The sequence below is a fragment of the Actinoallomurus sp. CA-150999 genome (genome assembly GCF_050942425.1).
In the GTDB taxonomy this organism is placed as follows: Bacteria; Actinomycetota; Actinomycetes; order Streptosporangiales; family Streptosporangiaceae; genus Actinoallomurus.
In genome coordinates this window covers 5,776,494-5,798,082 of record NZ_CP192063.1, presented here as the reverse complement: position 1 = coordinate 5,798,082, position 21,589 = coordinate 5,776,494, and the positions used below count along the sequence as shown (strand labels likewise).

Sequence of the window (21,589 nt, the reverse complement as noted above, 5' to 3'; positions counted from 1 at the left end):
GAGCGGTGACCGACGCCGAGTACGTGAACATCTGGATGCGGCCCGAGCGCCCGGCCCGCGGACCGAAGCCGACCTACAGCCGCGCGCAGATCACCGAGGCGGCGGTCCGGATCGCCGACGCCGAGGGGCTGGAGGCCGCCACCATGCGGCGGATCGCCGCCGAGATCGGCGCGGGCGCGATGTCCCTCTACCGGTACGTCCCGAGCCGCGACGACCTGATCGAGCTCATCGCCGACCGGCTGATGGGCGAGATCGACGTCGAGGGCATTCCCTCCGGCGACTGGCGCGCGGACCTATCGCGCTACGCCGACCAGCTGCGGGCCATGTGGCTGCGGCACCCGTGGATCGCCGCCGTGAACGGGGTGCGCCCCAGTTTCGGCCCCAACCAGCTGCTGGTGATCGAACGGGTGATGGGAGTGCTCGACGCCCGCGTCTCCATCGACGAGAACCTCGGCCTCATGGCCATCCTGAACAGCTACGTCGAGGGCGCCGCCCGCGACGAGGCCGGCTGGGCCGAGGAGGTACGCCGCAGCGGGCTCAGCGAGTCGCAATGGATGGCGCGGAACGACCCGTACTTCGCCCAGCTGCTGAAGAGCAACGAGTATCCGATCTTCAGCAAGATCGCGATGAAGGCGCGCGGGCCGCGCCTGAGCCGCGACGACCAGTTCCGGTACGGGCTGAAGCGCGTCCTCGACTGCATCGCCGCGGCCCTCCCGGCAGCGGCCGAGCCTGTGGCGGCGGCGCACCGTCAGGGACGGCAGGACCGCGACTAGCGACGGCCGGCGATCTCTATTGCGACGGTTTCTGGTAGCTGAACTCGTCCGCCGGGCTCGCGGGGGACGAGTAGCCGTCCGACAGTACGGTCACGTTCACGGTCATGGGCTTGCCCAACCCGATGGTGGGCGCGGGCGCGGTGACGGTGATCTGGCCGGACGGGGTGAGCTGGACGGGCTCGGCGGCGTTGTCGCCGAAGTAGACCGTGGGAGGCGGTCCGCAGGGAACGCCGGAGTTGAAGTTCACGCCGGTGATGGTGACCGGGGTATCGGTCCATCCGCTGTCCGGGCTGATGCCGGTGACCACCACGGGCGCGGGGCCGCCGTAGGCGAACTGGCCGAACGGGACGGCCGGGGAGGTGCCCAGGTTGGTGGTGACGCGGACGGCGACGACGCCGACACCCTCGGGCGCGTAGGCGGTGATCTGGGTGCCGTCGTCGCTGACGCCGAACCGGGGGCACGGCACCGTGCCGAAGTCGACCGCGGTGTCGGCGCCGAAGCCGCTGCCGGTGATGGTGACCTCAGTGCCCGCCGCGCCGACGTTGGGGCTGATGGTGGTCACCACCGGACCTGGCGGGACATCGTGCGCGCCGAGCAGGCCAAGGTAGGTGGAGTTGGCGTGCTGGAAGGCGGCCTGGCCCATGAAGTCCTGGAGTGACTTCTTGACCAGGCTCGGGTCGTAGGTCCCGTTCTGGTAGGTGCTGCAGTTCAGCGGGAGGGCGTTGCCCGGCTGCTCGTAGACGTTGGGGCCGGGGAGGCCGGCGATCGCCGAGAGGACCCCGGTGACATCGTCGTCGGCCGCCGGGCCGGGATCGGGGTACCACTTCTGGGTGATGACTTCGTCGAGGCCGGCCCAGGCCTGCGGCACCAGGTCCCAGACGTTGTAGTAGCGCTCGTTGGCGACCCAGTCCACGGAGACGGATTTGAGGTAGGCCGCGAAGTCCGGGCCGCCGGCGGTGGGCGCGGCGAAGGTGTGGAGCGCGAACTGCGGGGTCGTATCGGGCCAGGTCTGTGCCTGGAGGTAGGGCGCGACCATGGTCGCGATACAGCCGCCGAGGCTGTGGCCGATCACGTAGACCGTCGGGTTCGGCGGTGCCTGGTGGAGCGCGTCGCTGAGTGCCTGCACGAGGGTGACATCGACGGCGCTCATGGTGATGACCTGGGTGAACGCCTCCATCGCGCCCTTGGAGACCGAGACCGGGACCGGTTTCGGCGGCGAGGAGACGGCGGTGAACGGGACCGTCGTGCCGACGTCGAGGTCTTCGAGGATGTCGGTCACGTTGGCGACCGTGCCACGGATGACCACGGCGAACTCGTTGGAGCCGTCGTTGTTCTGCGCGAGGTACGCCATGTTCGCGTTGTCCGCGCTCAGCCCGACCCATTGCAGGATCCAGGTGCCCTGGGTCGCGAGGCAGGAGTCGGCCAGCTGCTGGTTGATGCCCAGGAAGATCCTGTTGCTCTGCTCCGCCGGCGTCTCCCCCGACGGGCGCGGGGTGGCTGCGGTCGCCGCGATCGCGGCCAGCGTCATGGCCACCTGGGGCACCGTCGGTTGCAGCGGTTCGTTCGGCATGCTCACTCCCCCGGGCTCGCGCGACCGAGCCGAATTTGGCCGTATCCATAAGCGCACACCTTGCACGCCCGGAAACGTCGGACCGTAGCGTTCCCGCTACCGACGGTGACAAACGATGGGGAGTCGTCCAGGCCGCGGATCGCGGTCACCGCTGGGCCCCCTCGGCTCCGCGCCGGGGCGCGGAGCCGAGGGGGTCGATCAGCGTCCGTGGGCGAGGGCCGGTTCCACGGGGGCGTCCCAGTCGATCCGGTGGCGGTACACCGGGCCGGTGGTCTTCTCCGGGTTCATGACCGTCCTGGTCAGGATCGGCATGAGCAGCGGCATCACGGCTTGGGCCACCGGGCCGGGCGCCTTGGCGTGGTTGATCTTCGCGGCGCGTGCGGCGATCATCTCCACCCGGTCGCGGCGCAGGTGCTCGTAGGCGGCGAAGGCGCTCGGCGCGTCGGGCAGGTCGCGCAGGCAGCGGGCGAGTTCGACGGCGCTCTCGATGGCCAGGGACGCGCCCTGGCCGGAGGTGTTGGACGGGGCGTGCACCGCGTCGCCGACCAGGACCATCCGGCCGCGGTGCCAGTGCGGGACCTTCGGCATGATCTGCAGAGCTCCGATGACCTGCAGCCGGTCCGCGCTGGTGTGCTCGAGCAGCCGCCGGCCCGGGTCGTCGTCGCCGTACGCGTCGTGGAGCCGGCGCAGCCATTCCTCGGCCGACACCGCGCGGGCCTCGGCGAGCGGCAGGGGTGTGCGCCACGGCAGGTTGGCACCCCATTCCGCGCCGCCGCCGGGGCGGGGCCGGTAGATGTAGTACGCGCGCTTGCCGAAGGCGAAGGTGATGCTGTCGGGACCGCCGGGCACCTCGCAGTCCACGGCGGTCTCGAAGCCGAGCATTCCGGTGTAGTTCGGGCCGGGCGCGTCCGGGTCGATGAGCCCGCGGACGGTCGAGCGGACGCCGTCGGCGCCGATGAGGACGTCGGCGGTGGCGGTGGTGCCGTCGGCGAACCGCGCGGTCACCCCCGAGGAGGTCTCCTCCGCGCCGATCAGGCGCTTGCCATGGACGACCGGGACGCCGTGCGCGACCGCGTGGTCGTGCAGGGCCCGGTGCAGGTCGGCGCGCCACAACAGGTGCAGGGGCGCCACCATGGGCACGTCGAAGCGCCGCTTGGCGCCCATCGCCATGATCATCCGGTGTAGCGGGCGGCCGGCGGCCAGGACGGCCTCGTCGGCGCCGACGATGCGGAGCGCCGCGACGCCGTTCGGCGCCAGGGCGAGCGAGCCGCCGACGCCGTCCGCGGTGTTCGGGTACGCCTCGTACACGGTGGCCTCGATGCCCGCCTTGCGCAGCGCCACCGCCGCGACCGGCCCGGCGATCCCGCCGCCGATGACGAGTGCGCTCTTGACCTTCGTCATGGTTCCTCCATGCCGGGGCCGGGCGATCCCGGCCTCCGGCCGATCGATCCGGATCTTGTGCGTCCGAACCGGCTCCCACAGAGGAACCCGACTATCCTTTCGAGTGCCACCTCGTGGCCGGGCCTTCCGTGGGCTTCGGTTCGAGGATGACGGCCCCGGCGTGGTGTTGCCGCACCTCGCCGGGGCCGTTCCTATGTCGTCGTGTCGCTTCCCTCCCCCGCCTCGAGCGACATCCCGCCGGCCTCGTGCCAGGCCCGCCACTCCTGCAGGCCCGGGAACGTCCCGGACGTCAGCTCCTCCAGCAGCGAGCGGACCCAGGCGGTCTCCGCCTCCCGTACGGCCAGCTCGTACTCCCCCTCGATCAGGAACAGCCGCGGAACCTCCCGGCCGTAACGCGCCAGGTCCTCGCGCCGCCCGGCGAGGTCCTCCTCCAGCAGCGCGAGACGGCGTTCGAGCAGAGGTACGGCCTCGTCCGGCGGCAGGACCGCCAGCACCGACAGGCCGGCGGTGAACCGCAGTTGCTCCGGCTCCGGGGTGGAGACCAGCTCACGCACCCAGTCGGTCAGCTCCTCTCGGCCGGCGTCGGTGATCCGGTAGACGGTGCGCTCGGGACGGCCGCCCTGCCGTGTGCTCCCGGCGGCCTCCAGCAGACCGTGCCTGGCCAGGTTCTGGACGACCGTGTACAGCGACCCCCACTTGATCTTCATGTCCTGGTCCTTGCCCCAGGCACGCAGAGCGGAGGCCATCTCGTACGGGTGCATCGGCCGCTGGACGACCGCCGACAGGACGGCGAGCGCCAGCAGGTTGCCGACCTTCCGCCGCTTCGCCATCGCCCTCACCTCGCATCCGAATACTCGCCTACGAGTATATCCGGATATCGGTGATGAGCATCCAGTGGCTGAAGGCTGCGCAGGGCTCGCCGAACCGTGTGCGGGGGAGCCGGGCTATTTCGCCTGGAACCCGGATCGGGGCGTCTCCGGTCGAGGTGGGGCCGGAATACGCCAGATCAGATCGTGTCGTCGAGCCAGTCGAAGATGCGCGCCACCGCAAGGCGAAGGGCGCCAGGGTGGCAGTGGGCGTCGCCGCCTTCTTCCTCGGTGAAGCTCAAGAGTTTCTTCGGCGCCGTGAGGTGCCGGTACAGCTTGCGCGGGTCGGGCTCCTCGGTGGCGGAGTAGAACAGGTCGGCGGTCGCCTCGCACACCAGCACGGGGCAGGTGATCTTTTCCGCGCTTCCGTCGCCCAGGTTGTAGCGGGCGTACTCGGCCAGGAACTTGCGGTCGGTCGAGGTCCCCGTGACGTAGCGCCCGTGGTCGCAGGCCCAGCGCAGGGTCGGGCTCTGCTCACGGGCCTCGGCGATCATCCGGTCCAGTTCCCGGTCGTGCTCCGCTACCGCGCGCTGGACCGCCTCGTCGTGTGGCAGCGGGAGGTGCGCGGTCAGCGCGGAGACGGCGTCGAAGACACCGTCGACGGCGACGACGGCTGCCAGGCGCGGCTCATAGGCCGCCGCGCGGGGCGCGAGGTAACCGCCGAGACTGACGCCGAGCAGCGCGATGCGGGCTGGATCGACGCCCGGGTCCTGGGCGAGGAAGTCCAGGACGGGACCGACCACGTTCTCCCAGTCCGGCCGGAAGGTCAGCCCGTCGCGGTGGATGGCCGCAGGCTGCCCGGGGCCGTCGAAGGTCAGGACGTGGTATCCACGTTCCTGTCCGCCGACGGCGCCGAAGAAGTGCAGTTCCTCGGCGGCGCCGTCGAATCCGTTGTGCATCACCAGTGTCGGCTTCGGGTCCTCGCCCGCCGCCCGGTAGAAGTAGCCGTGCAGCGCGGTGTCCTCATACGGGATCTCCACGGGGGCGATGCCGGGGATGTGGGCGATGGCGTCGCGGAAGCAGGCGACGCCGCGCTCGTAGGCGTGGTCGATGCGTGGGTCGTCGGGGTTGCCGTGCAGGAAGAACTCGGCGGCCCGGTAGTAGGTGGAGGCGCGCAGGAGTCCGTCGCGCGCGCTGACAGGGTGGCTTGCGCGGGCCTCGGTCTCCAAGCGCTTGGCGGTGGACAGCCAGGCGTCGTGCCAGCCGTCGTAGTCGCCGGGGGCGACGCGGGCGGCGGTGGCGATGACTTCACCGACGTCCGAGCCGCCGTAGACGGCCAAGCCGAGATTGCGCAGGGTCTCGAACCAGAACTGCTGATCGCTTGGGAACATCAACTGCTCCATGGCGTCTCCTTCTCAAGGAGGGCGCGGAAGGCGCGCGGCGGCCGACCGGTGATGCGCTGGACCGCGTCGGTGACGCGGTCCTCGGCACCCGCGGCGATGGCACGGTCCATGCCGGTCAGCATCGCGGCGAACTCCGCCGGCATCAGCGCCGCGAGGCGATCGCGCATTTGCTCGTAGGACAGATGGCGGTGGACCACCGGTCGGCCGGTGACCTCGGTGATGACCGTGGCGATGTCGTCGTAGCTGAGCGCCTCCGGTCCGGTGAGGACGAGATCGGTGTTGGGGGCATGTTCGTCGGTCAGGGCGTGGACGGCGACGGCCGCGATGTCCCCGGCGTCGACGAAGCCGACACGGCCGCTGTCGGTGGCGGTCCAGATGGTGCCGTCTTCACGGATGCTGAGGGCGTGGATGTGCGTGCCGGTGAAGTTCTGCATGAACCAGGAGGGCCGCAGCACCGCCCACTGCTCGAACAGGCCGGGCAGGGCCTGGTGCACCGTTCCCACCGCCGGGCCGCCCTCGGGTATGGCCGAGGAGCTGAGGAGCACCGCGCGGTGCACGCCGGCGGTGCGGGCCCGCTGGAGGAAGGGCAGCATGACCGCGGCCGGGTCGGAGTCGCCCAGGGGCGGTATGAGGTAGACGCGGTCGACTCCGTCAAGGGCGGCCACGTGGGTGGCGGGCTCGTACCAGTCGAAGCGGACCGGCTCCGCGCCGGAGACCGGGGTGGCGTGACGGCCGGCTGCCTTGACACGGTGGCCGGCGGCTACCAACTGCGCGGCGGTGCGGCTACCGGTGGTGCCGGTGGCACCGATGACCAAAGTGGTGCCGGTGGCGGTCATCGGGTGCTCCCAACGAAGTCGACGCCGGGTTCGACCACGGCGAGGGGGTTCCAGTAGTCGCGGTAGGAGACGATGCGCCCGTCCTGAACGGTCACCACGGCGATGTAGGTCATGTCGAAGGGTCTGCCGGTCTCCACCAGGCGGCCGACGCCGCGCATCTCGACCACGATGGTCTCCGGATCGGTGGTCTGGTGGATCCGCACGTCGGGGAAGTCGTGCAGGTCGATGTGGTCGGGGTAGCCGCGCATGTAGGCGGCGATGGCCTCCTTGCCCTCCAACCGCCCGGGCCAGCCCTGGGGGGCGAAGGGGAACTCCATGACGCCGTCCTCGGCCCACAGGTCGACCCAGCCGGGGACGTTCTTCTCCAGCAGCAGTCGCAGGCTGTGGCGGTACAGATCCGACGCGGTGGTGTGTGCGGACACGGGTATCCTCCATCTCATTAAATCCGGACCCTTGGTCCGGGATTCACAATACGGACCCACAGTCCGTATCGCAACAGGAGGACCCGCGTGCCCGAGCGCAAGCCTCGCAAGGATGCCGTCCGTAACCGGATGGCCGTCTTCGCGGCCGCCGACACCCTCTTCGCTCGCTGTCAGAGCCCCGAGGACGTCACCATGGCCGACATCGCCGCAGCGGCCGGCGTCGGCAAAGGAACGCTCTTCCGCGCCTTCGGAGACCGCACCGGGCTGATCCGCGCACTGTACGAAGCACGGCTCGAACCGATCATGGAAACCGTCGACGCGGGTCCGCCGCCCCTAGGGCCCGCCACCCCGCCGCTTCAGCGCATACCCGCCCTACTCGACGCCCTCCTGTGCTTCAAACTCGACAATCGCCGTCTCGCACTGGCACTGGAAGAAACCGGGAGTGTCAGCCCATACCAAGCAGAGCACTATGAGCGATGGCACAGCCTGCTCCAAGCCATGCTGGAGCAGATTCCCGGTCTGGCCGACTGCGACTTCATCGCCCATGCACTGCTCGCCGCCACCCGAGCCGACCTCGTCGAACACCTGGCCGGTCAAGAGTGCGTGCCGCGCGAAAGAATGCGGGCGCAACTAACGAGCTTCACCACCAGGACCCTGGATCCTCACCCACTACAGGGATTGACCGCCGAGGACTGATTGCCGATGGACCACGCGGCCCTGTTCCTCGGCCGGCACATCCGCTGCTTCCCACCGGCCATACTGAGCCGGTGACGAGTGACGCCCCCGAGCAGGGATCGATCCGCGCCGGGGAGGACGCCGACCCGGCCGGACCCGGTGGCCTCACCGTCGGCCGGGCGGCCGCTCTCGTCGGGGTCAGCGTGAAGACGCTGCACCACTGGGACGCGATCGGCCTCGTACGCCCGAGCGAGCGCACCTGGGCCGGGTACCGGGTGTACTCGGGCGACGACGTCGCCCGGATCCACCGGGTCCTCGTCTACCGGGAGCTGGGCTTTCCACTCGCCGAGATCGGCCGGATCCTCGATGCCCCGGGCACCGACGCGCGCCACCACCTGCGCCGGCAGCGGTCACAGCTGATGGAACGCATCGACCGCCTGCAGAAGATGGTCGGCGCGGTCGATCGCATGCTGGAGGCGTCGAAGACGGGGATGCGGCTCACTCCGGAGGAGCAGGTCGAGATCTTCGGCGACGACTGGCAGCCCGCCTGGGTCGAGGAGGCCGAGGACCGCTGGGGCGACAGCGCGCAGTGGGCGCAGTACGCCGAGCGGGCCCACCGGATGACACCGGAGGACTGGAAGGGCATCGCGGCCACGACCGACGCGCTGAACACCGACCTCGCCGCCGCCAAGCGCGCCGGCCTCGCACCCGGCTCCGGCGAGGCGAACGCCCTCGCGGAACGGCACCGCGCACTGCTCTCGCGGTACTTCGACTGCACGCACGCGATGCAGGCGTGCATCGGGCGGATGTTCGTCGACGATCCCGGGTACGCCGAATACTTCGACACGGCCGCACCGGGCCTGGCCGTCTGGCTGCGCGACGCGATCTTCGCGAACGCCGCGGCCCACGGAGTCGACCCGGAGTCCGCGATCTGGGAGTGACCGCGCGACGCCACCGGCTCGTCTGTGCCGACACTCGTCGGGCCATGGCCCCGGGAGTACGGCCGGAGTCACGCGCCGTCCAGGATCTCGCGGTCCGGCGCGGCGGCGCGCGCCCGGGCACCGGGCGGCAGGACATGTGCGGCGAAGGCGTCGACGGCGTTGACGACGGCTTCGAAGCGCAGTGAGTGGAACAGGTCGAACGCGTGCTGCCCGCCGGGCAGTTCGGCGTAGACGACCGGCCGGGTCGACAGGCCGCGGAGGCGTTCGGCGAAGAGCCGGGCGCCCTCGACGGGGGCGACGGTGTCGTGGTCGCCGTGGACGAGGAAGAACGGCGGCGCGTCGGGCCGGACATGGGCAAGAGGCGAGGTCTGGGCGTCCGCGTCGTAGTAGGCGCCGTAGTAGCCGCCGAGGCCGATCACCGCTGCGACCGAGGTGTCCACGTGCTCGAAACCGGGCTGGAAGGCAGGGTCGGCGGGAGTGAGCGCGGCCAGGGCCGCCATGTGCGCGCCGGCGGAGCTGCCCGCCAGGATGATCCGGTCGGGATCGGCGCCGTAGGCGGGGCCGTGTTCCCGGACCCAGGCGATCACCTTCTTGGCGTCCACCACATGGTCGTGGAAGGTCGCCTGCGGCCGCAGACGGTAGTTCGCGCTGACGCACACCCAGCCCTGGCCCGCCAGCCGGTACAGGAGAGGCAGCGACTGGCTGTTCTTCCTGCCGCCCGTGTAACCGCCGCCGTGCAGGTGGATCAGGACCGGGACGCCCGCGGGCCGCGAGCGGTGGCGGTACAGGTCCAGGAGATTGCGCCGGCCGGCCGGGCCGTACGGCAGGTCCGGGATCCGTTCCACACCGCGGCGGCGACGGAAGAAGGGCCGGAACAGGATGCGCCCGTACGGCAGACGGCGCGAGACCGGCACCGCCCCCATGGCGCGTCGCACGGCGGGCAGCGCCCGGTGGCCGCGCCAGGCCACCAGTCCCAGGCCCGCCGTGGTCACGGCCGCCCCGGCGAGGAGGGGCGAGGTGAGGTCGCCCTGGACGACGGCCAGGACCGTGGCGGCCAGGAGCCACGCGAACGCCACGAAGGGCAGCTCGCCCACGACCACGCCGATGAAGAAGGCGAGCCTGGCCAGTGTCCGGGGCCGGCCCGGCGCGGCCAGCGTGAACACGGCGCAGGCCGCGATCGGCACCAGAACGGCCAGGTACCCGTAGGGCAGGTTCATCGCCGCGCCAGCCCGAGGACGAGAACGGTGCCGACGACAAGGTGCAACAGGACCAGTACCAGCGCCGTTCCGGCACCGGTGGCACCGGTGAGCGGGCCGGTGAGGGACAGGACGAGCACGGCCACGGCGGTGATCGTCCAGATCCGGCGCGGCCGGGTGGCCGATCGCTCGAGGACGGCCAGGAGCGCCCAGCCCGCGAGCCCGGCCAGCAGGCTCGCGACCGCGACCGGCACCGGCCCGACCGTGCTGGTGCCGCCGCCCGCCCGCACGGTCAGCGTGGTCCCGGCCAACGGCACCGCCAGCGCCCACACGACCAGGGCCGCCGCAGGCGCGCCGAACGCGGTGAGGAGGAGTCTGTTGATGGAGGTGTTCATGCCGGTCAGCCTCGCCCGGCCGCCGGGGCCGCGGCATCGGGCGCGCGGTCGCGTCCTGTCCTGCTCCGGCGGGGGGCGGGTCCGACTTAAGTAGGTACCAGCTCCGTCACACCGGCGATTAACCTGGCGCGGTGAACGAGCTGCCCTCCCCGCATCCGGTCGCGGTGGCGAGCGTGACCCTCGGGGTGGGCACGCTGACCGGCGTGTCGATGTGGGGACACGGTTCCACGTCCTGGCTGGACGTCGCCGTCGCGGTCGTGAGCCTGCTCGCGGCGATCGCCCAGCTGTGGTGGCCGGTCGCCGGGACGCTGACCGCCACCCTGCTGGCCGTGGCCTTTCCGGTGGCCACGACGGCGGCGACGATGGGGGCGCTGCAGGTGGCCCAGCGCAGACGGTTCTCCGTCGCGGTGGCCGTCGGGGCGGCGGGCGTCGCGGCCCACGTGGTCCAAGGACTGTGGCGGCCGAACTCCGGCATCTCCCTCGGCTGGTGGCTGGTGCTGATCTGCGCCGCGTACGGTGCGCTGGTCGGCTGGGGCGCGCTGGCCCGCTCCCGCCGCGCACTGCTCTTCTCACTGCGCGAACGCGCCCTGCGCGCCGAGGCCGAGCAGGGCAGACGGATCGCCGAGGCCCGAATGGCCGAGCGGCGCACGCTCGCCTGGGAGATGCACGACGTGCTCGCCCACCGGCTGTCCCTGGTGGCCACCCACGCCGGAGCGCTGGAGTACCGACCGGACGCCTCCCCCGAACAGCTCGCCCGGGCCGCCGGGGTGGTCCGCACCGGAGTGCACCAGGCACTGGAGGAGCTGCGGCAGGTGATCAGCCTGCTGCGCGAGGAGGACGACACCGGCGACGGCATGGAACCCCAGCCCACGCTGGCCGACCTGCCCCGCCTGGTCGCCGAGGCGCGTCAGGCGGGCCAGCCGGTACGGCTCCGCGACGAGGTCACCGATGCCGCGGCCCTCCCGGCGGGCGCCGCCCGGACCGCGTACCGCGTCGCACGGGAGGGGCTGACCAACGCGCGCAAGCACGCCCCCGGCCTGCCGGTCGAGATGCTGCTGCACGGCACCCCGGGCACCCGCCTGGTGATCGACGTCCGCAACCCGATGCCCGCGGCGGAACCGGCCCCGATCGCGCCGGGCAGCGGCCTCGGCCTGGTCGGCCTCACCGAGCGGGTACGGCTGGCCGGCGGGCGGCTGGACCATCAGATCACCGACGGGCAGTTCCGTCTCCTGGCCTGGCTACCATGGCCCGCGTGATCCGCGTACTGCTGGTCGACGACGACGCCATGGTGCGCGCGGGCCTGTCCATGATGCTGGACGGCGCCGCCGGGATCACCGTGGTCGCCGAGGCGGCCGACGGCCAGGAGGCCATCACCGCCACCGACGCCTACGCCCCCCACGTCGTGCTGATGGACCTGCGCATGCCGCGCGTGGACGGCATCACCGCCACCCGCCGGCTGCGCGCCCGCGCCCGCCCGCCGGAGGTGATCGTCCTGACCACCTTCGACACCGACGAGAACATCCTGTACGCGCTGCGCGCCGGCGCGAGCGGGTTCCTGCTCAAGGACGCCTCGCCCCAGCAGATCGTCGAGGCGGTCACCCGGGTCGCCGCGGGGGAGCCGATCCTGTCACCCGGCATCACCCGGCGGCTCATGGACCGCACCGTCACGCAGGCCGGCGCCTACGAACGGGCACGCGCCACGCTGGCCGCCCTCACCCCGCGCGAGCACGAGGTGGCCCTCGCGATCGCCCGGGGCCGGACCAACGCCGACATCGCCGCCGAACTGGCCATGGGCCTGACGACGGTCAAGGCCCACGTCTCCAGCATCCTCACCAAACTCGACCTGGACAACCGCACCCAGATCGCGCTCCTGGCGCACGACGCGGGCCTGGCCTGACCTAGGGCGTCAGGCGGCGTGCCCGGTCCAGGCGAACGGCTCCAGCCGCTCGTCCAGGGGCGCGCCGGTCATGCGGTTGGCCAGGGTCGACATGGTGTAGACGCCGATGCCGAGGACGACCTCCAGGGCGTTCTGGCGCGTGTAGCCGTGGCCGAGGAAGTCCTCCATGGCCTCGGCCGAGACCGCGCCGGTGGTGGCCAGGACCTCCAGGACGAACCGCCGCATCGCCTCCAGCGGCGCGTCGTTCAGGGGCCGGCCCTCGCGCAGGGCGGCGATCAGGTCCGGGTCAGCGCCGTGCGCGGTCAGGCCGGCCGTGTGCATGGCCACGCAGAGGTGGCAGCCGTTGCGGGTGGCCATGGTCATGACGAGGACCTCCCGGGCCAGCGGGCTCAAGGTGGTCGTCTCGAACAGCGCGTTCGCCCGCAGGAAGCCGTCCAGCGTCTGCGGGGAGGTGGCGAGGCGGGCGACCGCCGCGGGCAGGTATCCCAGCTTCTTGGCGGCGGCCTCCATGGAGCGGCGGGCGGCGGGCGGTGCGGACTCGATCGTGTGCTCGGTGAACGCCATGAGGGATCATCCCCTAAAATCGGCAACGTGGTTGTCGAAACAGTAAACCAGGTTGACGATGTCCGCAACGGCTGACAACCGGCCGGGCTATGAGCTGCCCCTGCTCCTCATCGCCGGATTCCGCACGCTCATCGACGAACTCCACGCCGAACTGGCACGCCAGGGCCACCCCGACGTACGGCCCGCGTACGGGTTCGCCATGCAGGCCATCGGCCCCGGCGGCGCCACCGCCAGCGAGGTCGGCCGCCGCCTCGGAGTCTCCAAACAGGCCGCCGGCAAGACCATCGACCGGCTCGAGGAACTCGGCTACGCCGAGCGCGTCGACGACCCCGCCGACGGCCGCCGCAAGCTCGTACGCCTCACCGCCCGCGGCGTCGACTCACTCACCCGGTCAGCGGCGATCTTCGACGAGCTGCGCTCCCGGTGGGCGGCCACCGTCGGCGCCGACCGCCTCGCCGGCCTGGAGGACACCCTGCGCTCGGTGGTCGCCCCCGCCGCCCTCGGCGTCGACACCGTCAGCTGGTTCGCACCCTGAACACCTGGGGGCCGCCTGGCCGGCGGCCCCCGTCTCTACAGCACCCGGCTGAGGAACGCCCGGGTACGCGGGTTGGACGGATCGTCCAGCACCGAAGCGGGCGACCCGGACTCCACGACCACGCCGCCGTCCATGAAGACCACCCGGTCGGCGACCTCCCGCGCGAACCCGACCTCGTGCGTCACCACCACCATGGTCAGGCCCTCCTCCGCCAGGCCCTTCATCGTCGCCAGAACCTCACCCACCAGCTCCGGATCCAGCGCGCTCGTCGGCTCGTCGAACAGCATCAGCTTCGGCCGCATCGCCAGCGCACGCGCGATCGCCACCCGCTGCTGCTGCCCTCCGGACAGCTGCCGCGGATAACTCGCGGCCTTCTCCTCCAGCCCGACCTTCGCCAGCAACTCCAGCGCCCGCTCCCGCGCCGGCCCGCGTGGCTCCCGGCGCACGCCCGTCGGCGCCTCCATGATGTTCTGCAGCACCGTCAGGTGCGGGAACAGATTGAACTGCTGGAACACCATCCCGATCTCCCGGCGCTGCCGGGTGATCTCCCGCTTGTGCAGGTGCCGGACCCGGCCCCCGTGCGCACGGAACCCGATCAGCTCACCGTCGACATGGATCGAACCACCGTCGATCGTCTCCAGATGGTTGATGCAGCGCAGGAACGTCGACTTGCCCGACCCGGAGGGGCCCAGTACGACGACCACCTCCCCCGCCGCCACGTCCAGGTCGATGCCCTTGAGCACCTCCAGATGCCCGAACCTCTTACGGACGTTACGGGCGCGCACCATCGGCGGCGCGTCGGTCAGCGGAACGGCGGTCACGACGGCACCTCCGGAGTGGTCGGCGGCAACTGCGCCCGGCGGCGCATCAGCACGAAGTCCCAGAAACCCTGCGGAGCGTTCCGCGTCGCCCCCCGCGCGTAATGACGCTCGATGAACGACTGCCCCACGTACAGTACCGACGTGATCAGCAGGTACCACAGGCACGCGACGATCAGCAGCGGGATCGTCTGGAACGTCCGGTTGTAGATCGACTGAACCGTGTACAGCAGGTCCGCCAGCGCGATCACGCTCACCAGCGACGTCGCCTTCAACATGTTGATCACCTGGCTGCCCGTCGGCGGCACGATGAACCGCATCGCCTGCGGCAGCACGATCCGCCGGAACGTCCGCGCATCGCTCATGCCGAGCGCCTGCGCCGCCTCCGTCTGACCCGGATCGACCGCCAGCAGCCCACCACGGATGATCTCCGCCATGTACGCCGCCTCGTTCAACCCCAGGCCCAGGATCGCCGCGAACAACGGTGTGATCAGGTGATTGGTCTCCCCGCTGACGAACTCCGGACCGAACGGCACTCCGAACGACACCCGCGGCAGCAGCGCCGACAGGTTGTACCAGAACACCAGCTGCACCAGCACCGGGATCCCGCGGAAGAACCACACGTACAGCCCGCACGTCGTCCGCAGCAGACGGTTGTCCGACAGCCGGCCGACCGCCAGCAGCACCCCGCCCACGACACCGACGGCCATCGCGATCACCGTCAGCTCCAGCGTCGTCGCGATCCCCTGCCCGATGATCGACGCGTTGAAGTACCGGCCGACGACGCCCCACTCGAAGTTGTCGTTGGTCACCAGAAGGTGCACCAGCTGCGCCGCCAGCACCAGCAGGATGAGCGACGCCACCCACCGCAACGGATGCCGCGTACGCGCCGCACCGGCGACGTCCACCTCACCCGCCGCCTCACGGGACGTCTTATCGGTCACAGCCACGAAAGCCTCACCCCTTCCTCGGTGCGAGGTTCACGCCGGGCTTGCCCAGCACGTTCGCCGACAGACCCCACTTGTCCATGATCTTCTTGTACGTGCCGTTCGACACCAACTCCCGCAGCGCCTCCAACAGCACGTCCCGCAGCGGCGACCCCTTCGCGACCACCGCGCCCTGGTACAGGTCGGCGAACCCGTTGGGCTTACCCGTGCCCGCCAGCTCCAGCGCCTTACCGGCCTCCTTGACGAAGTACGTCAGCGGCGCCTGCGAGGAGAAGAACGCGTCCGCGCGCCCCGACCGCACCGCCAGGATCGACGTCGGCTGGTCCTTGTACGACTGCACCTGCACGGCCGGCTTCTTCTGCTGCACGCACGTCTGCGCCTGCTTCTTGATCACATCCTCCGCCGAACCGCCCGCCATCACCGCGACGCGCAGCCCGCACGTGTCCGTGATCGAGTTGATGTGCCTCGGGTTCCCCTGCGGCACGGCGAACACCACGAACTCCCGCACCCAGTCCACGAAGTCGTTCGCGGTCTCCCGCTCGGGGAAGTCACCGATCGGCCCGATCGCGAAGTCGTACCGGCCCGCCTTGATTCCGCTCAGCTCACTCGGCAGCCCGTCCACCGTCGCGTGCTCGATCTTCACGCCCAGGATCTGCGAGAGCGCCGTCGCGACATCGGCCGACGCGCCGGACAGCGTCTTCCCGTCCGAACCGGCGATCTCGTACGGCGGGAACGACCCGTTGTTCACCGAGATCAGTTTGCCCGCGGCCTTCACCTTCGCCGGCAGCTTCGCGTTCAGATCCTTGTTCAGGGTCTGCTTCAGGTCCACGGCGTTCGCACCCTGCGCCTTGCCGCCGCTGCCGCCGTCGACCTCGCTCGGGTTCGCACCACAGCCGGCCACCGTGAGAACACTTGCCGCGGCCAGCGCGGCGACGATCCGTTTCGACACGATATCTACTCCTTAACGCATTGACGGGTCGACGAAGAATCGCCGGTTGGCGAGCACGGGCAGCTTCCGGCGGGCCGCGGCCAGCTCCTCGCGGTCCGCGGAGGCCCACAACAGCCCAGGCCCGTCGGCCAGCCGGCCGCGAACGATCCCGAGCGGATCCACGACCATGCTCGCGCCGATGTTGCGGCGGCCGCACTCGCCGGACGCCGCGACGTAGCAGGTGTTCTCCAGGGCCCGGGCGGTCACCATGACCTCCCAGTGCCACTCCTTGGCCGGCCCGCGCACCCAGGCCGCCGGCAGCACCAGCAACTCGGCACCCCGGTCGACCAGCAGCCGGGCCATTTCCGGGAATCTTACGTCGTAGCAGGTCATCAACCCGACCTGCCAGCCCGCGCACTCGAACACCACCGGCTCACCGCCACCCGGGCGCACCCGGTCCGACTCCCGCGCGCCGAACGCGTCGTACAGGTGCACCTTCCGGTACGACGCCACCAGCGCGCCGTCGCGCAGCGCGGCGAGCGTGTTGTGGACCTTTCCGTCCCCGGCCGGCTCGTGCATGCCGACGACGACCGTCGTCGACGACCCGACGGTGTGCTCCAGCAGGCCGCTCAGGAACGGTCCGGACAGCGACTGGGCCGCCTCGACGATCCGCATCGGCTCGTCGATGAACAGCGCCATCGAGTCCTCCGGCAGCACCAGCAGGTCCGCTCCCCCGGCCACGGCCTCATCGACCAGCGCCTGGCAGGCCTTCAGGTTGGCCGCCCAGTCCTCGGCGACGGCGAACTGCCCAACGGCGATCCTCATACGAACAGCTCCTCGGCGTCGATCGGGTGCGGGCTGATGCCCTGCAGGTGAAGCTCGTCGCAGAACGCGGCGGTCATCGCGGCGTTGGCGGCCGTCCCGTACGGCATCCAGTCCGGCCCGAAGATCTCCGCGCCCGCCTCCAGCTCCGCGAGCAGCCACGGCGTGGTGTCGGCCAGCAGCCGCCGCCGCGCCACCCAGACGCGCTTGGACTCCTCGAAGACCTCCTCCAAAGCCGCCGGCAGCCACGGGTACCGGTCGACCACCGCGCGCTTGACCGCCAGAAGGTGGATCCCCGGCACGAACCCGGTCGTACGGAAATAGTCCAGTTCGGCGCCGCGATGATCCTCGTACAGGTGACGGAACCGGCTGTCCGCGGTGAACAGCTCATCCGGCATGAACGGCGTGAACACGGCGTCGAACCGCCCCGCCGCCAGCCCCTCGACCAGCGACTCGCCCTCCGCCGCCACCGCGACGTTCGGCGGAAGCGGCCGCGGCCCCACCCGGTCCTTGCCCGTCTCGCCCGCGACCAGCGGCCCGACCGTCCAGGCGATGCCGTCCAGGTCCACCCCGGCCGCGCGCAGCAGCGCCCGCGTCCAGGTGTTACCCGAGTCCGGCCAGCCCGTCAGCCCGATCCGCGCCTCGGCCAGGTCCTTCGGCGACGCCAGGTCGCTGTCGCGCCGGACGAGGACACACCGGTGCCGGAACCCGCGCATGACGAACACCGGGAGCCCGACCAGGCGGTCGTCGCCGCCGCTTCGCCCCAGCGCGTAACGGCTGAAGGAGGTCTCGCCGCCGTCCAGCTCAGGCTCGGCGAGCACGTCCGGCGTCACCGGCCGGGATTCCACCTCCAGCTCGAAGTCCCGTGGGCGTACCCGGCCGGTCACGAGCGGGACCAGATGATCCCAGTCGCGCAGGGCCAGGCGAATCCGTGGAACCGACACATCGCTCCATTCGCTCGACATCTCTCGATGGCGACCGACGATATGTTCAGTCAGAAGCAAGTACAATACTCACTTTGTTACTGCACAAAGATTTACCACAACGAAATCGACAGAACGGCAGGTAGGGACCATGCCCGAGCCCTCGGTGGACGCCCAATGGCTCGCCGACCACATCGGCGACCGCAGCGCCCGCGGCATCGCCTCCGCCGTGACCGACCTCATCCGCGGCGGACAGGTGCCCGCCGGGACACGCCTGCCCACCGTCCGCGGCCTCGCCACCGAACTCGGCGTCAGCCCCGCCACGGTCGCTGACGCGTGGGCGACGCTCCGCCGGCACCGCGCCATCAGCGCGCAACGCCGCCGCGGCACGATCGTCGTCGGACCGCCCAGCGTCCCCCACCCCGTCCGCTACGAACGGATCGGCCACTTCGGCGGACACCTCGCCGTCGACCTCGCGATCGCCTCCCCCGACCCCGCCCTGCTCCCCCCGCTGGAGAAGGCCCTCGCCGCCGCCGCACACGCCGAACGCCTCAACGACTACGCCCGCGAGACCATCACCCCGCGCCTGCGCCGCGCCGTCGAACCCACCTGGCCGTTCCCCGCCGGCGCCTGGCTCGTCACCGGCGGCGGCTACGAAGGCGTCCAGCTGACCTGCCAGACCGCCGCCCTGCCCGGCGACCGCATCGCCGTCGAAGACCCCACCGGCGCACGCCTGCTCGACATCTTCGAGGCCCTCGGCGCCGAAGTGATCCCGGTCGCCTGCGACGAGGCGGGCCCGATCCCCGACGCCCTCGCCGAAGCCCTGGCGACCAACCCCGCCGCCTTCGTCTACCAGCCCCGCGCCCACACCCCCTGCGGCCACGCCCTGACCCGGGAACGCGCCGCCGAACTCGCCGCGCTGCTCGCCCCCACCAGCACCCTCGCGATCGAGGACGACGGACTCGGCGAGGCCTCGACCACACCGGCGGTCAGCGTCGGCGAGCACCTGCCCGGCCAGACCGTCCTGATCCGCTCATATTCCAAGTCCCACGGACCCGACCTGCGCGTCGCCGTCCTCGGCGGCGCCGAGGAGACCATCGAGCGGGTCCGCGTCCTCCGCAGCTACGGCACCGGCTGGACCAGCCGCATCCTGCAGGACGCCCTGGCCCATCTCCTCGAAGATCCCGACGCCCGCGCGTCCGTCGACCACGCCCGTACCGTCTACACCCGACGCCGCGAACGCATGGCCGAGGCACTGGCCGCCCAGGGCGTGGTGACCCACAACAACGACGGGCTGATGCTGTGGGTGCCGGTCGCCGACGAGTCCGCGGCCCTCGTCACCCTCGCCGCGCACGGCGTGGCGGCCGCCCCCGGCAGCCGCTACCAGGTACGGCCCTCCGCCCCGCACATCCGCATCGCCACCGGCCAACTCCCCGACGACCCGGAATCCCTTCGCCGCCTCGCCGACCTGGTCGTTCTCGCGGCTGGCCGTCCTTGAGGAAAATTATCGGTTTTTTTATTCGGGTTTTTTCAACAAACCGGCGGCCTTTACATAGTAAGTTTCAGTCGTTAAAACCGGCTGATCAACTCGACGACGTCGGCATAACCGGGCAGGCCGGTGCCCGCCGGTTCACCGGCTCGGATCGCCTGTGCCGTCTCCACCGTCGCGTGCAGCGCGGCACGGAACAGCAGCGACCCCAGGCTGATACGGCGGACGCCGAGATCAGCCAGCCCCGCGACCGTGTGCCGCCCCGGCAGGAACAGGACGTTCACCGGAGCGGCGCTGCCGGCGACGAGCGCCGAGATGTCCTCCTCCGCGGCTACCCCCGGCACGAACACCCCGTCGGCCCCCGCCTCGATGAACGCCGACGACCGGCGCAACGCCTCCTCCAGCGGCTCGGCGACCCCCAGCCAGAACGCGTCGGTACGCGCGTTGACGAACACGCCGGGAGCCCGTGCCCGGATCGCCCTGATCACCTCGGCCTGCCGCGACAGATCCGCCAGCGTCCCGTCCGGCCTGCCGTCCTCGAGGTTGATTCCGGCGACTCCCAGATCGGCCAGCTCACCGACGACGGCGGCGATGCCCTCCGGGTCGGCCTTGAAGCCGCCCTCGATGTCCACGCTCAGCGGACACGGCAGTCGGGACGCCGAACGCGCCAGCCGCAGCGTCTCGGCCAGGGTGGCGCCTTCGGCGTCCGGTAGCCCGGCGGCCGCCGCCACACCCAGACTCGTGGTCCCGACCGCCGCGAACCCGGCGTCGGCGAGCGCGGCGGCCGACGCGTGATCCCAGGCGTTCGGCAGCAGCAGCGGAGCGGCGGCGTGGTGCAGCGCCCGGAACTCGGCACAACGGTCCACGGTCATGCGATCACCTCCAGCGTCGTCATGACCACGACGCTAATGCCGGAACATTTCGACGTGCGGCGAAACGTCCTGGCGGGCTGCGGAGGATTTTCCCCTAAAAGAGGCTGGAAGTTATCCAGCCGATGGCCTTTACATAGTAAGTTCAGGCCAATTCAAGCGACTGCGGACTCACTGCTCGCGCCCGTTAATACGGATCAGTGTCTGCTGACCGTTGGCGACGAGCGACCGCTCGCCGTCCTGGACGCCGAACACCTCCAACCGGCACACGGTCAGCGTGCGCCCGGACTTCACGACGGTTCCGATCGCCTCCAGGTGGTCGCCGACGGCGGGCGCGAGGAGGTTGATCTTGTACTCGACGGTGAGCACGTCGGTGTTCTCGGGGAACAGCGTGAAGGCCGCGTAGCCGCCGGCGCTGTCGGCGATGGCGCTGGTGGCGCCGGCGTGGAAGTAGCCGTGCTGCTGGGTGACTTCGGGCCTGCTGGGCAGCACGATCTGCACGCGGCCGGGGGCGATGCGGGAGATGCGTGCACCGAGGTGGCCCATCAGCCCCTGGCGATCGAAGCTCGCCCGGATGCGCTTCTGTATCTCAGGGCTCGCCTGTTCCTGCTGCGTCTGGTCTTCCACGTGCTCTCCTTGACGGCAGTGAGCGGATGGGCGGGTTCGTCAGCCGGCCAGGCGTTCCACCAGCAGGAGCCCGCCGATGACGATCATCATGACACCGGAGGCGCGGGTGACCGCCCTGGCCACCGAGGGCCGGGTCGTCAGCACGGTGCGGGCCAGGACGCCGACGGCGAGGTAGACGACCGCGCAGGCCGTCATGTGGAGCGCGCCGAGCAGTCCGGTCTGCGCCGCGACGGGCCAGCCGGCCGCCGGGTTGATGAACTGCGGGAACAGCGAGAAGTACAGCAGCAGCGCTTTGGGGTTCAGGCCGCTGATCCCGGCTCCCCTGAGCATGATCTGCCAGCGCGAGGAGCCCGCGTCCTCCGCGGCCGCGGCCAGAGCGGCGGGCTTCCTCAGTACCCCCCAGCCCAGCCACATCAGGTAGGCGGCCCCAAGAACGGTCAACGCGGTGAGCACGCTTGCCGAGCTCGCCACGATCACCACCAGGCCGGCCACGGCGAGCAGTGTGTATCCCGCGTATCCGGCTATCAGCCCGGCGACCGCGGGGACGACCGACCGGTCCCGCAGCCCCGCGGCGATCGCGTAGGCCCAGTCCGCGCCGGGGGTGAACACCAGCAGCAGGTCCACCGCCAGGAAAGCGGCCACCGTGGTCGTGTTCATGGATCGATCCCTCTCACGTTCATGTTCCAAGAGGGAAGATTAGGCGCGATCCGCCAGAAAGTGTTGCTCTTCTTACTCGCTGATCAGGCTGTATG

24 protein-coding genes are annotated in these 21,589 nt (G+C 70.9%); 7 read left to right on the top strand and 17 right to left on the bottom strand.

From position 1 onward, the window contains the following. The first annotated feature begins 5 nt into the window (after positions 1 to 5). On the top strand, positions 6 to 773 hold the full coding sequence (locus ACQP2O_RS26745; protein ID WP_433190614.1) for a TetR/AcrR family transcriptional regulator: 768 nt from the start codon (positions 6 to 8) through the stop codon (positions 771 to 773). A 16-nt stretch (positions 774 to 789) separates the two neighbouring features. On the opposite strand, the gene ACQP2O_RS26740 is transcribed toward ACQP2O_RS26745, so the two are convergent. The 6 genes from ACQP2O_RS26740 to ACQP2O_RS26715 form a co-directional block, all read right to left on the bottom strand. Next, a complete protein-coding gene (locus ACQP2O_RS26740; protein ID WP_433190612.1) occupies positions 790 to 2,343 on the bottom strand; it encodes an IPT/TIG domain-containing protein in 1,554 nt (517 codons plus the stop codon). Positions 2,344 to 2,541: 198 nt separating this feature from the next. Beyond that, positions 2,542 to 3,744, bottom strand: coding sequence for an FAD-dependent monooxygenase (locus ACQP2O_RS26735; protein WP_433190610.1), 1,203 nt, complete (start codon positions 3,742 to 3,744; stop codon positions 2,542 to 2,544). Between the two features lie 191 nt (positions 3,745 to 3,935). Beyond that, the gene (locus ACQP2O_RS26730; RefSeq protein WP_433190608.1) at positions 3,936 to 4,574 is read right to left on the bottom strand and encodes a PadR family transcriptional regulator; all 639 of its coding nucleotides are present in this window, start codon (positions 4,572 to 4,574) and stop codon (positions 3,936 to 3,938) included. 176 nt (positions 4,575 to 4,750) lie between these two features. Continuing rightward, positions 4,751 to 5,953, bottom strand: a complete 1,203-nt coding sequence (locus ACQP2O_RS26725; RefSeq protein ID WP_433190606.1) for an alpha/beta hydrolase family protein — start codon at positions 5,951 to 5,953, stop codon at positions 4,751 to 4,753. Next, positions 5,941 to 6,789 (bottom strand): NmrA family NAD(P)-binding protein, encoded by an 849-nt coding sequence (locus tag ACQP2O_RS26720; protein WP_433190602.1) that lies wholly within the window; start codon positions 6,787 to 6,789, stop codon positions 5,941 to 5,943. Before ACQP2O_RS26720 ends, ACQP2O_RS26725 begins: the two co-directional genes overlap by 13 nt. Next, on the bottom strand, positions 6,786 to 7,211 hold the full coding sequence (locus tag ACQP2O_RS26715) for a nuclear transport factor 2 family protein (protein ID WP_433190600.1): 426 nt from the start codon (positions 7,209 to 7,211) through the stop codon (positions 6,786 to 6,788). Before ACQP2O_RS26715 ends, ACQP2O_RS26720 begins: the two co-directional genes overlap by 4 nt. Positions 7,212 to 7,298: 87 nt before the next feature. On the opposite strand from ACQP2O_RS26715, the gene ACQP2O_RS26710 reads away from it, so the two are divergent. Beyond that, entirely contained in the window at positions 7,299 to 7,907 is a 609-nt protein-coding gene (locus tag ACQP2O_RS26710) for a TetR/AcrR family transcriptional regulator (protein ID WP_433190598.1), read from the top strand. A 71-nt stretch (positions 7,908 to 7,978) separates the two neighbouring features. After that, positions 7,979 to 8,827, top strand: coding sequence for a MerR family transcriptional regulator (locus ACQP2O_RS26705; protein ID WP_433190596.1), 849 nt, complete (start codon positions 7,979 to 7,981; stop codon positions 8,825 to 8,827). 68 nt (positions 8,828 to 8,895) lie between these two features. On the opposite strand, the gene ACQP2O_RS26700 is transcribed toward ACQP2O_RS26705, so the two are convergent. Both ACQP2O_RS26700 and ACQP2O_RS26695 read right to left on the bottom strand, forming a co-directional pair. Continuing rightward, positions 8,896 to 10,044, bottom strand: a complete 1,149-nt coding sequence (locus tag ACQP2O_RS26700; RefSeq protein WP_433190594.1) for an alpha/beta hydrolase — start codon at positions 10,042 to 10,044, stop codon at positions 8,896 to 8,898. Further along, a complete protein-coding gene (locus ACQP2O_RS26695; protein ID WP_433190592.1) occupies positions 10,041 to 10,418 on the bottom strand; it encodes a DUF6069 family protein in 378 nt (125 codons plus the stop codon). Before ACQP2O_RS26695 ends, ACQP2O_RS26700 begins: the two co-directional genes overlap by 4 nt. A 131-nt stretch (positions 10,419 to 10,549) precedes the next feature. Between ACQP2O_RS26695 and ACQP2O_RS26690 the strand changes: the two genes are divergently transcribed. Beyond that, the gene (locus tag ACQP2O_RS26690; protein ID WP_433190591.1) at positions 10,550 to 11,674 is read left to right on the top strand and encodes a sensor histidine kinase; all 1,125 of its coding nucleotides are present in this window, start codon (positions 10,550 to 10,552) and stop codon (positions 11,672 to 11,674) included. Beyond that, entirely contained in the window at positions 11,662 to 12,315 is a 654-nt protein-coding gene (locus ACQP2O_RS26685; RefSeq protein WP_433190589.1) for a response regulator, read from the top strand. The genes ACQP2O_RS26690 and ACQP2O_RS26685 overlap by 13 nt, the downstream gene beginning before the upstream one ends. Before the next feature lie 9 nt (positions 12,316 to 12,324). Here ACQP2O_RS26685 and ACQP2O_RS26680 read toward each other — a convergent pair whose 3' ends face one another. Next, positions 12,325 to 12,879, bottom strand: a complete 555-nt coding sequence (locus tag ACQP2O_RS26680) for a carboxymuconolactone decarboxylase family protein (RefSeq protein ID WP_433190587.1) — start codon at positions 12,877 to 12,879, stop codon at positions 12,325 to 12,327. 58 nt (positions 12,880 to 12,937) lie between these two features. Between ACQP2O_RS26680 and ACQP2O_RS26675 the strand changes: the two genes are divergently transcribed. Further along, positions 12,938 to 13,414 carry a MarR family winged helix-turn-helix transcriptional regulator gene (locus ACQP2O_RS26675; protein ID WP_433190585.1) on the top strand — a complete coding sequence of 159 codons (477 nt, stop codon included), beginning with the start codon at positions 12,938 to 12,940 and terminating at the stop codon, positions 13,412 to 13,414. Between the two features lie 35 nt (positions 13,415 to 13,449). Here ACQP2O_RS26675 and ACQP2O_RS26670 read toward each other — a convergent pair whose 3' ends face one another. From ACQP2O_RS26670 to ACQP2O_RS26650, 5 genes are read right to left on the bottom strand one after another with little or no spacing between them, the layout of a single operon-like run. Beyond that, the gene (locus tag ACQP2O_RS26670) at positions 13,450 to 14,202 is read right to left on the bottom strand and encodes an amino acid ABC transporter ATP-binding protein (RefSeq protein ID WP_433191171.1); all 753 of its coding nucleotides are present in this window, start codon (positions 14,200 to 14,202) and stop codon (positions 13,450 to 13,452) included. Between the two features lie 29 nt (positions 14,203 to 14,231). Beyond that, a complete protein-coding gene (locus tag ACQP2O_RS26665; RefSeq protein ID WP_433190583.1) occupies positions 14,232 to 15,182 on the bottom strand; it encodes an amino acid ABC transporter permease in 951 nt (316 codons plus the stop codon). A 7-nt stretch (positions 15,183 to 15,189) separates the two neighbouring features. Further along, a complete protein-coding gene (locus ACQP2O_RS26660) occupies positions 15,190 to 16,128 on the bottom strand; it encodes an ABC transporter substrate-binding protein (RefSeq protein WP_433190581.1) in 939 nt (312 codons plus the stop codon). Positions 16,129 to 16,140: 12 nt separating this feature from the next. Next, positions 16,141 to 16,932 carry a nitrilase-related carbon-nitrogen hydrolase gene (locus ACQP2O_RS26655; RefSeq protein WP_433190579.1) on the bottom strand — a complete coding sequence of 264 codons (792 nt, stop codon included), beginning with the start codon at positions 16,930 to 16,932 and terminating at the stop codon, positions 16,141 to 16,143. Then, entirely contained in the window at positions 16,929 to 17,873 is a 945-nt protein-coding gene (locus ACQP2O_RS26650; RefSeq protein WP_433190577.1) for a hypothetical protein, read from the bottom strand. Before ACQP2O_RS26650 ends, ACQP2O_RS26655 begins: the two co-directional genes overlap by 4 nt. A 130-nt stretch (positions 17,874 to 18,003) precedes the next feature. Between ACQP2O_RS26650 and ACQP2O_RS26645 the strand changes: the two genes are divergently transcribed. Next, on the top strand, positions 18,004 to 19,350 hold the full coding sequence (locus ACQP2O_RS26645; protein WP_433190575.1) for an aminotransferase class I/II-fold pyridoxal phosphate-dependent enzyme: 1,347 nt from the start codon (positions 18,004 to 18,006) through the stop codon (positions 19,348 to 19,350). Positions 19,351 to 19,421: 71 nt separating this feature from the next. On the opposite strand, the gene ACQP2O_RS26640 is transcribed toward ACQP2O_RS26645, so the two are convergent. From ACQP2O_RS26640 to ACQP2O_RS26630, 3 genes are all read right to left on the bottom strand, one after another. Beyond that, positions 19,422 to 20,213 (bottom strand): isocitrate lyase/PEP mutase family protein, encoded by a 792-nt coding sequence (locus ACQP2O_RS26640; RefSeq protein WP_433190573.1) that lies wholly within the window; start codon positions 20,211 to 20,213, stop codon positions 19,422 to 19,424. Positions 20,214 to 20,381: 168 nt separating this feature from the next. After that, on the bottom strand, positions 20,382 to 20,837 hold the full coding sequence (locus ACQP2O_RS26635) for a PaaI family thioesterase (protein ID WP_433190571.1): 456 nt from the start codon (positions 20,835 to 20,837) through the stop codon (positions 20,382 to 20,384). Between the two features lie 39 nt (positions 20,838 to 20,876). Continuing rightward, positions 20,877 to 21,494, bottom strand: a complete 618-nt coding sequence (locus tag ACQP2O_RS26630; RefSeq protein WP_433190569.1) for a LysE family translocator — start codon at positions 21,492 to 21,494, stop codon at positions 20,877 to 20,879. Positions 21,495 to 21,589 lie beyond the last annotated feature (95 nt).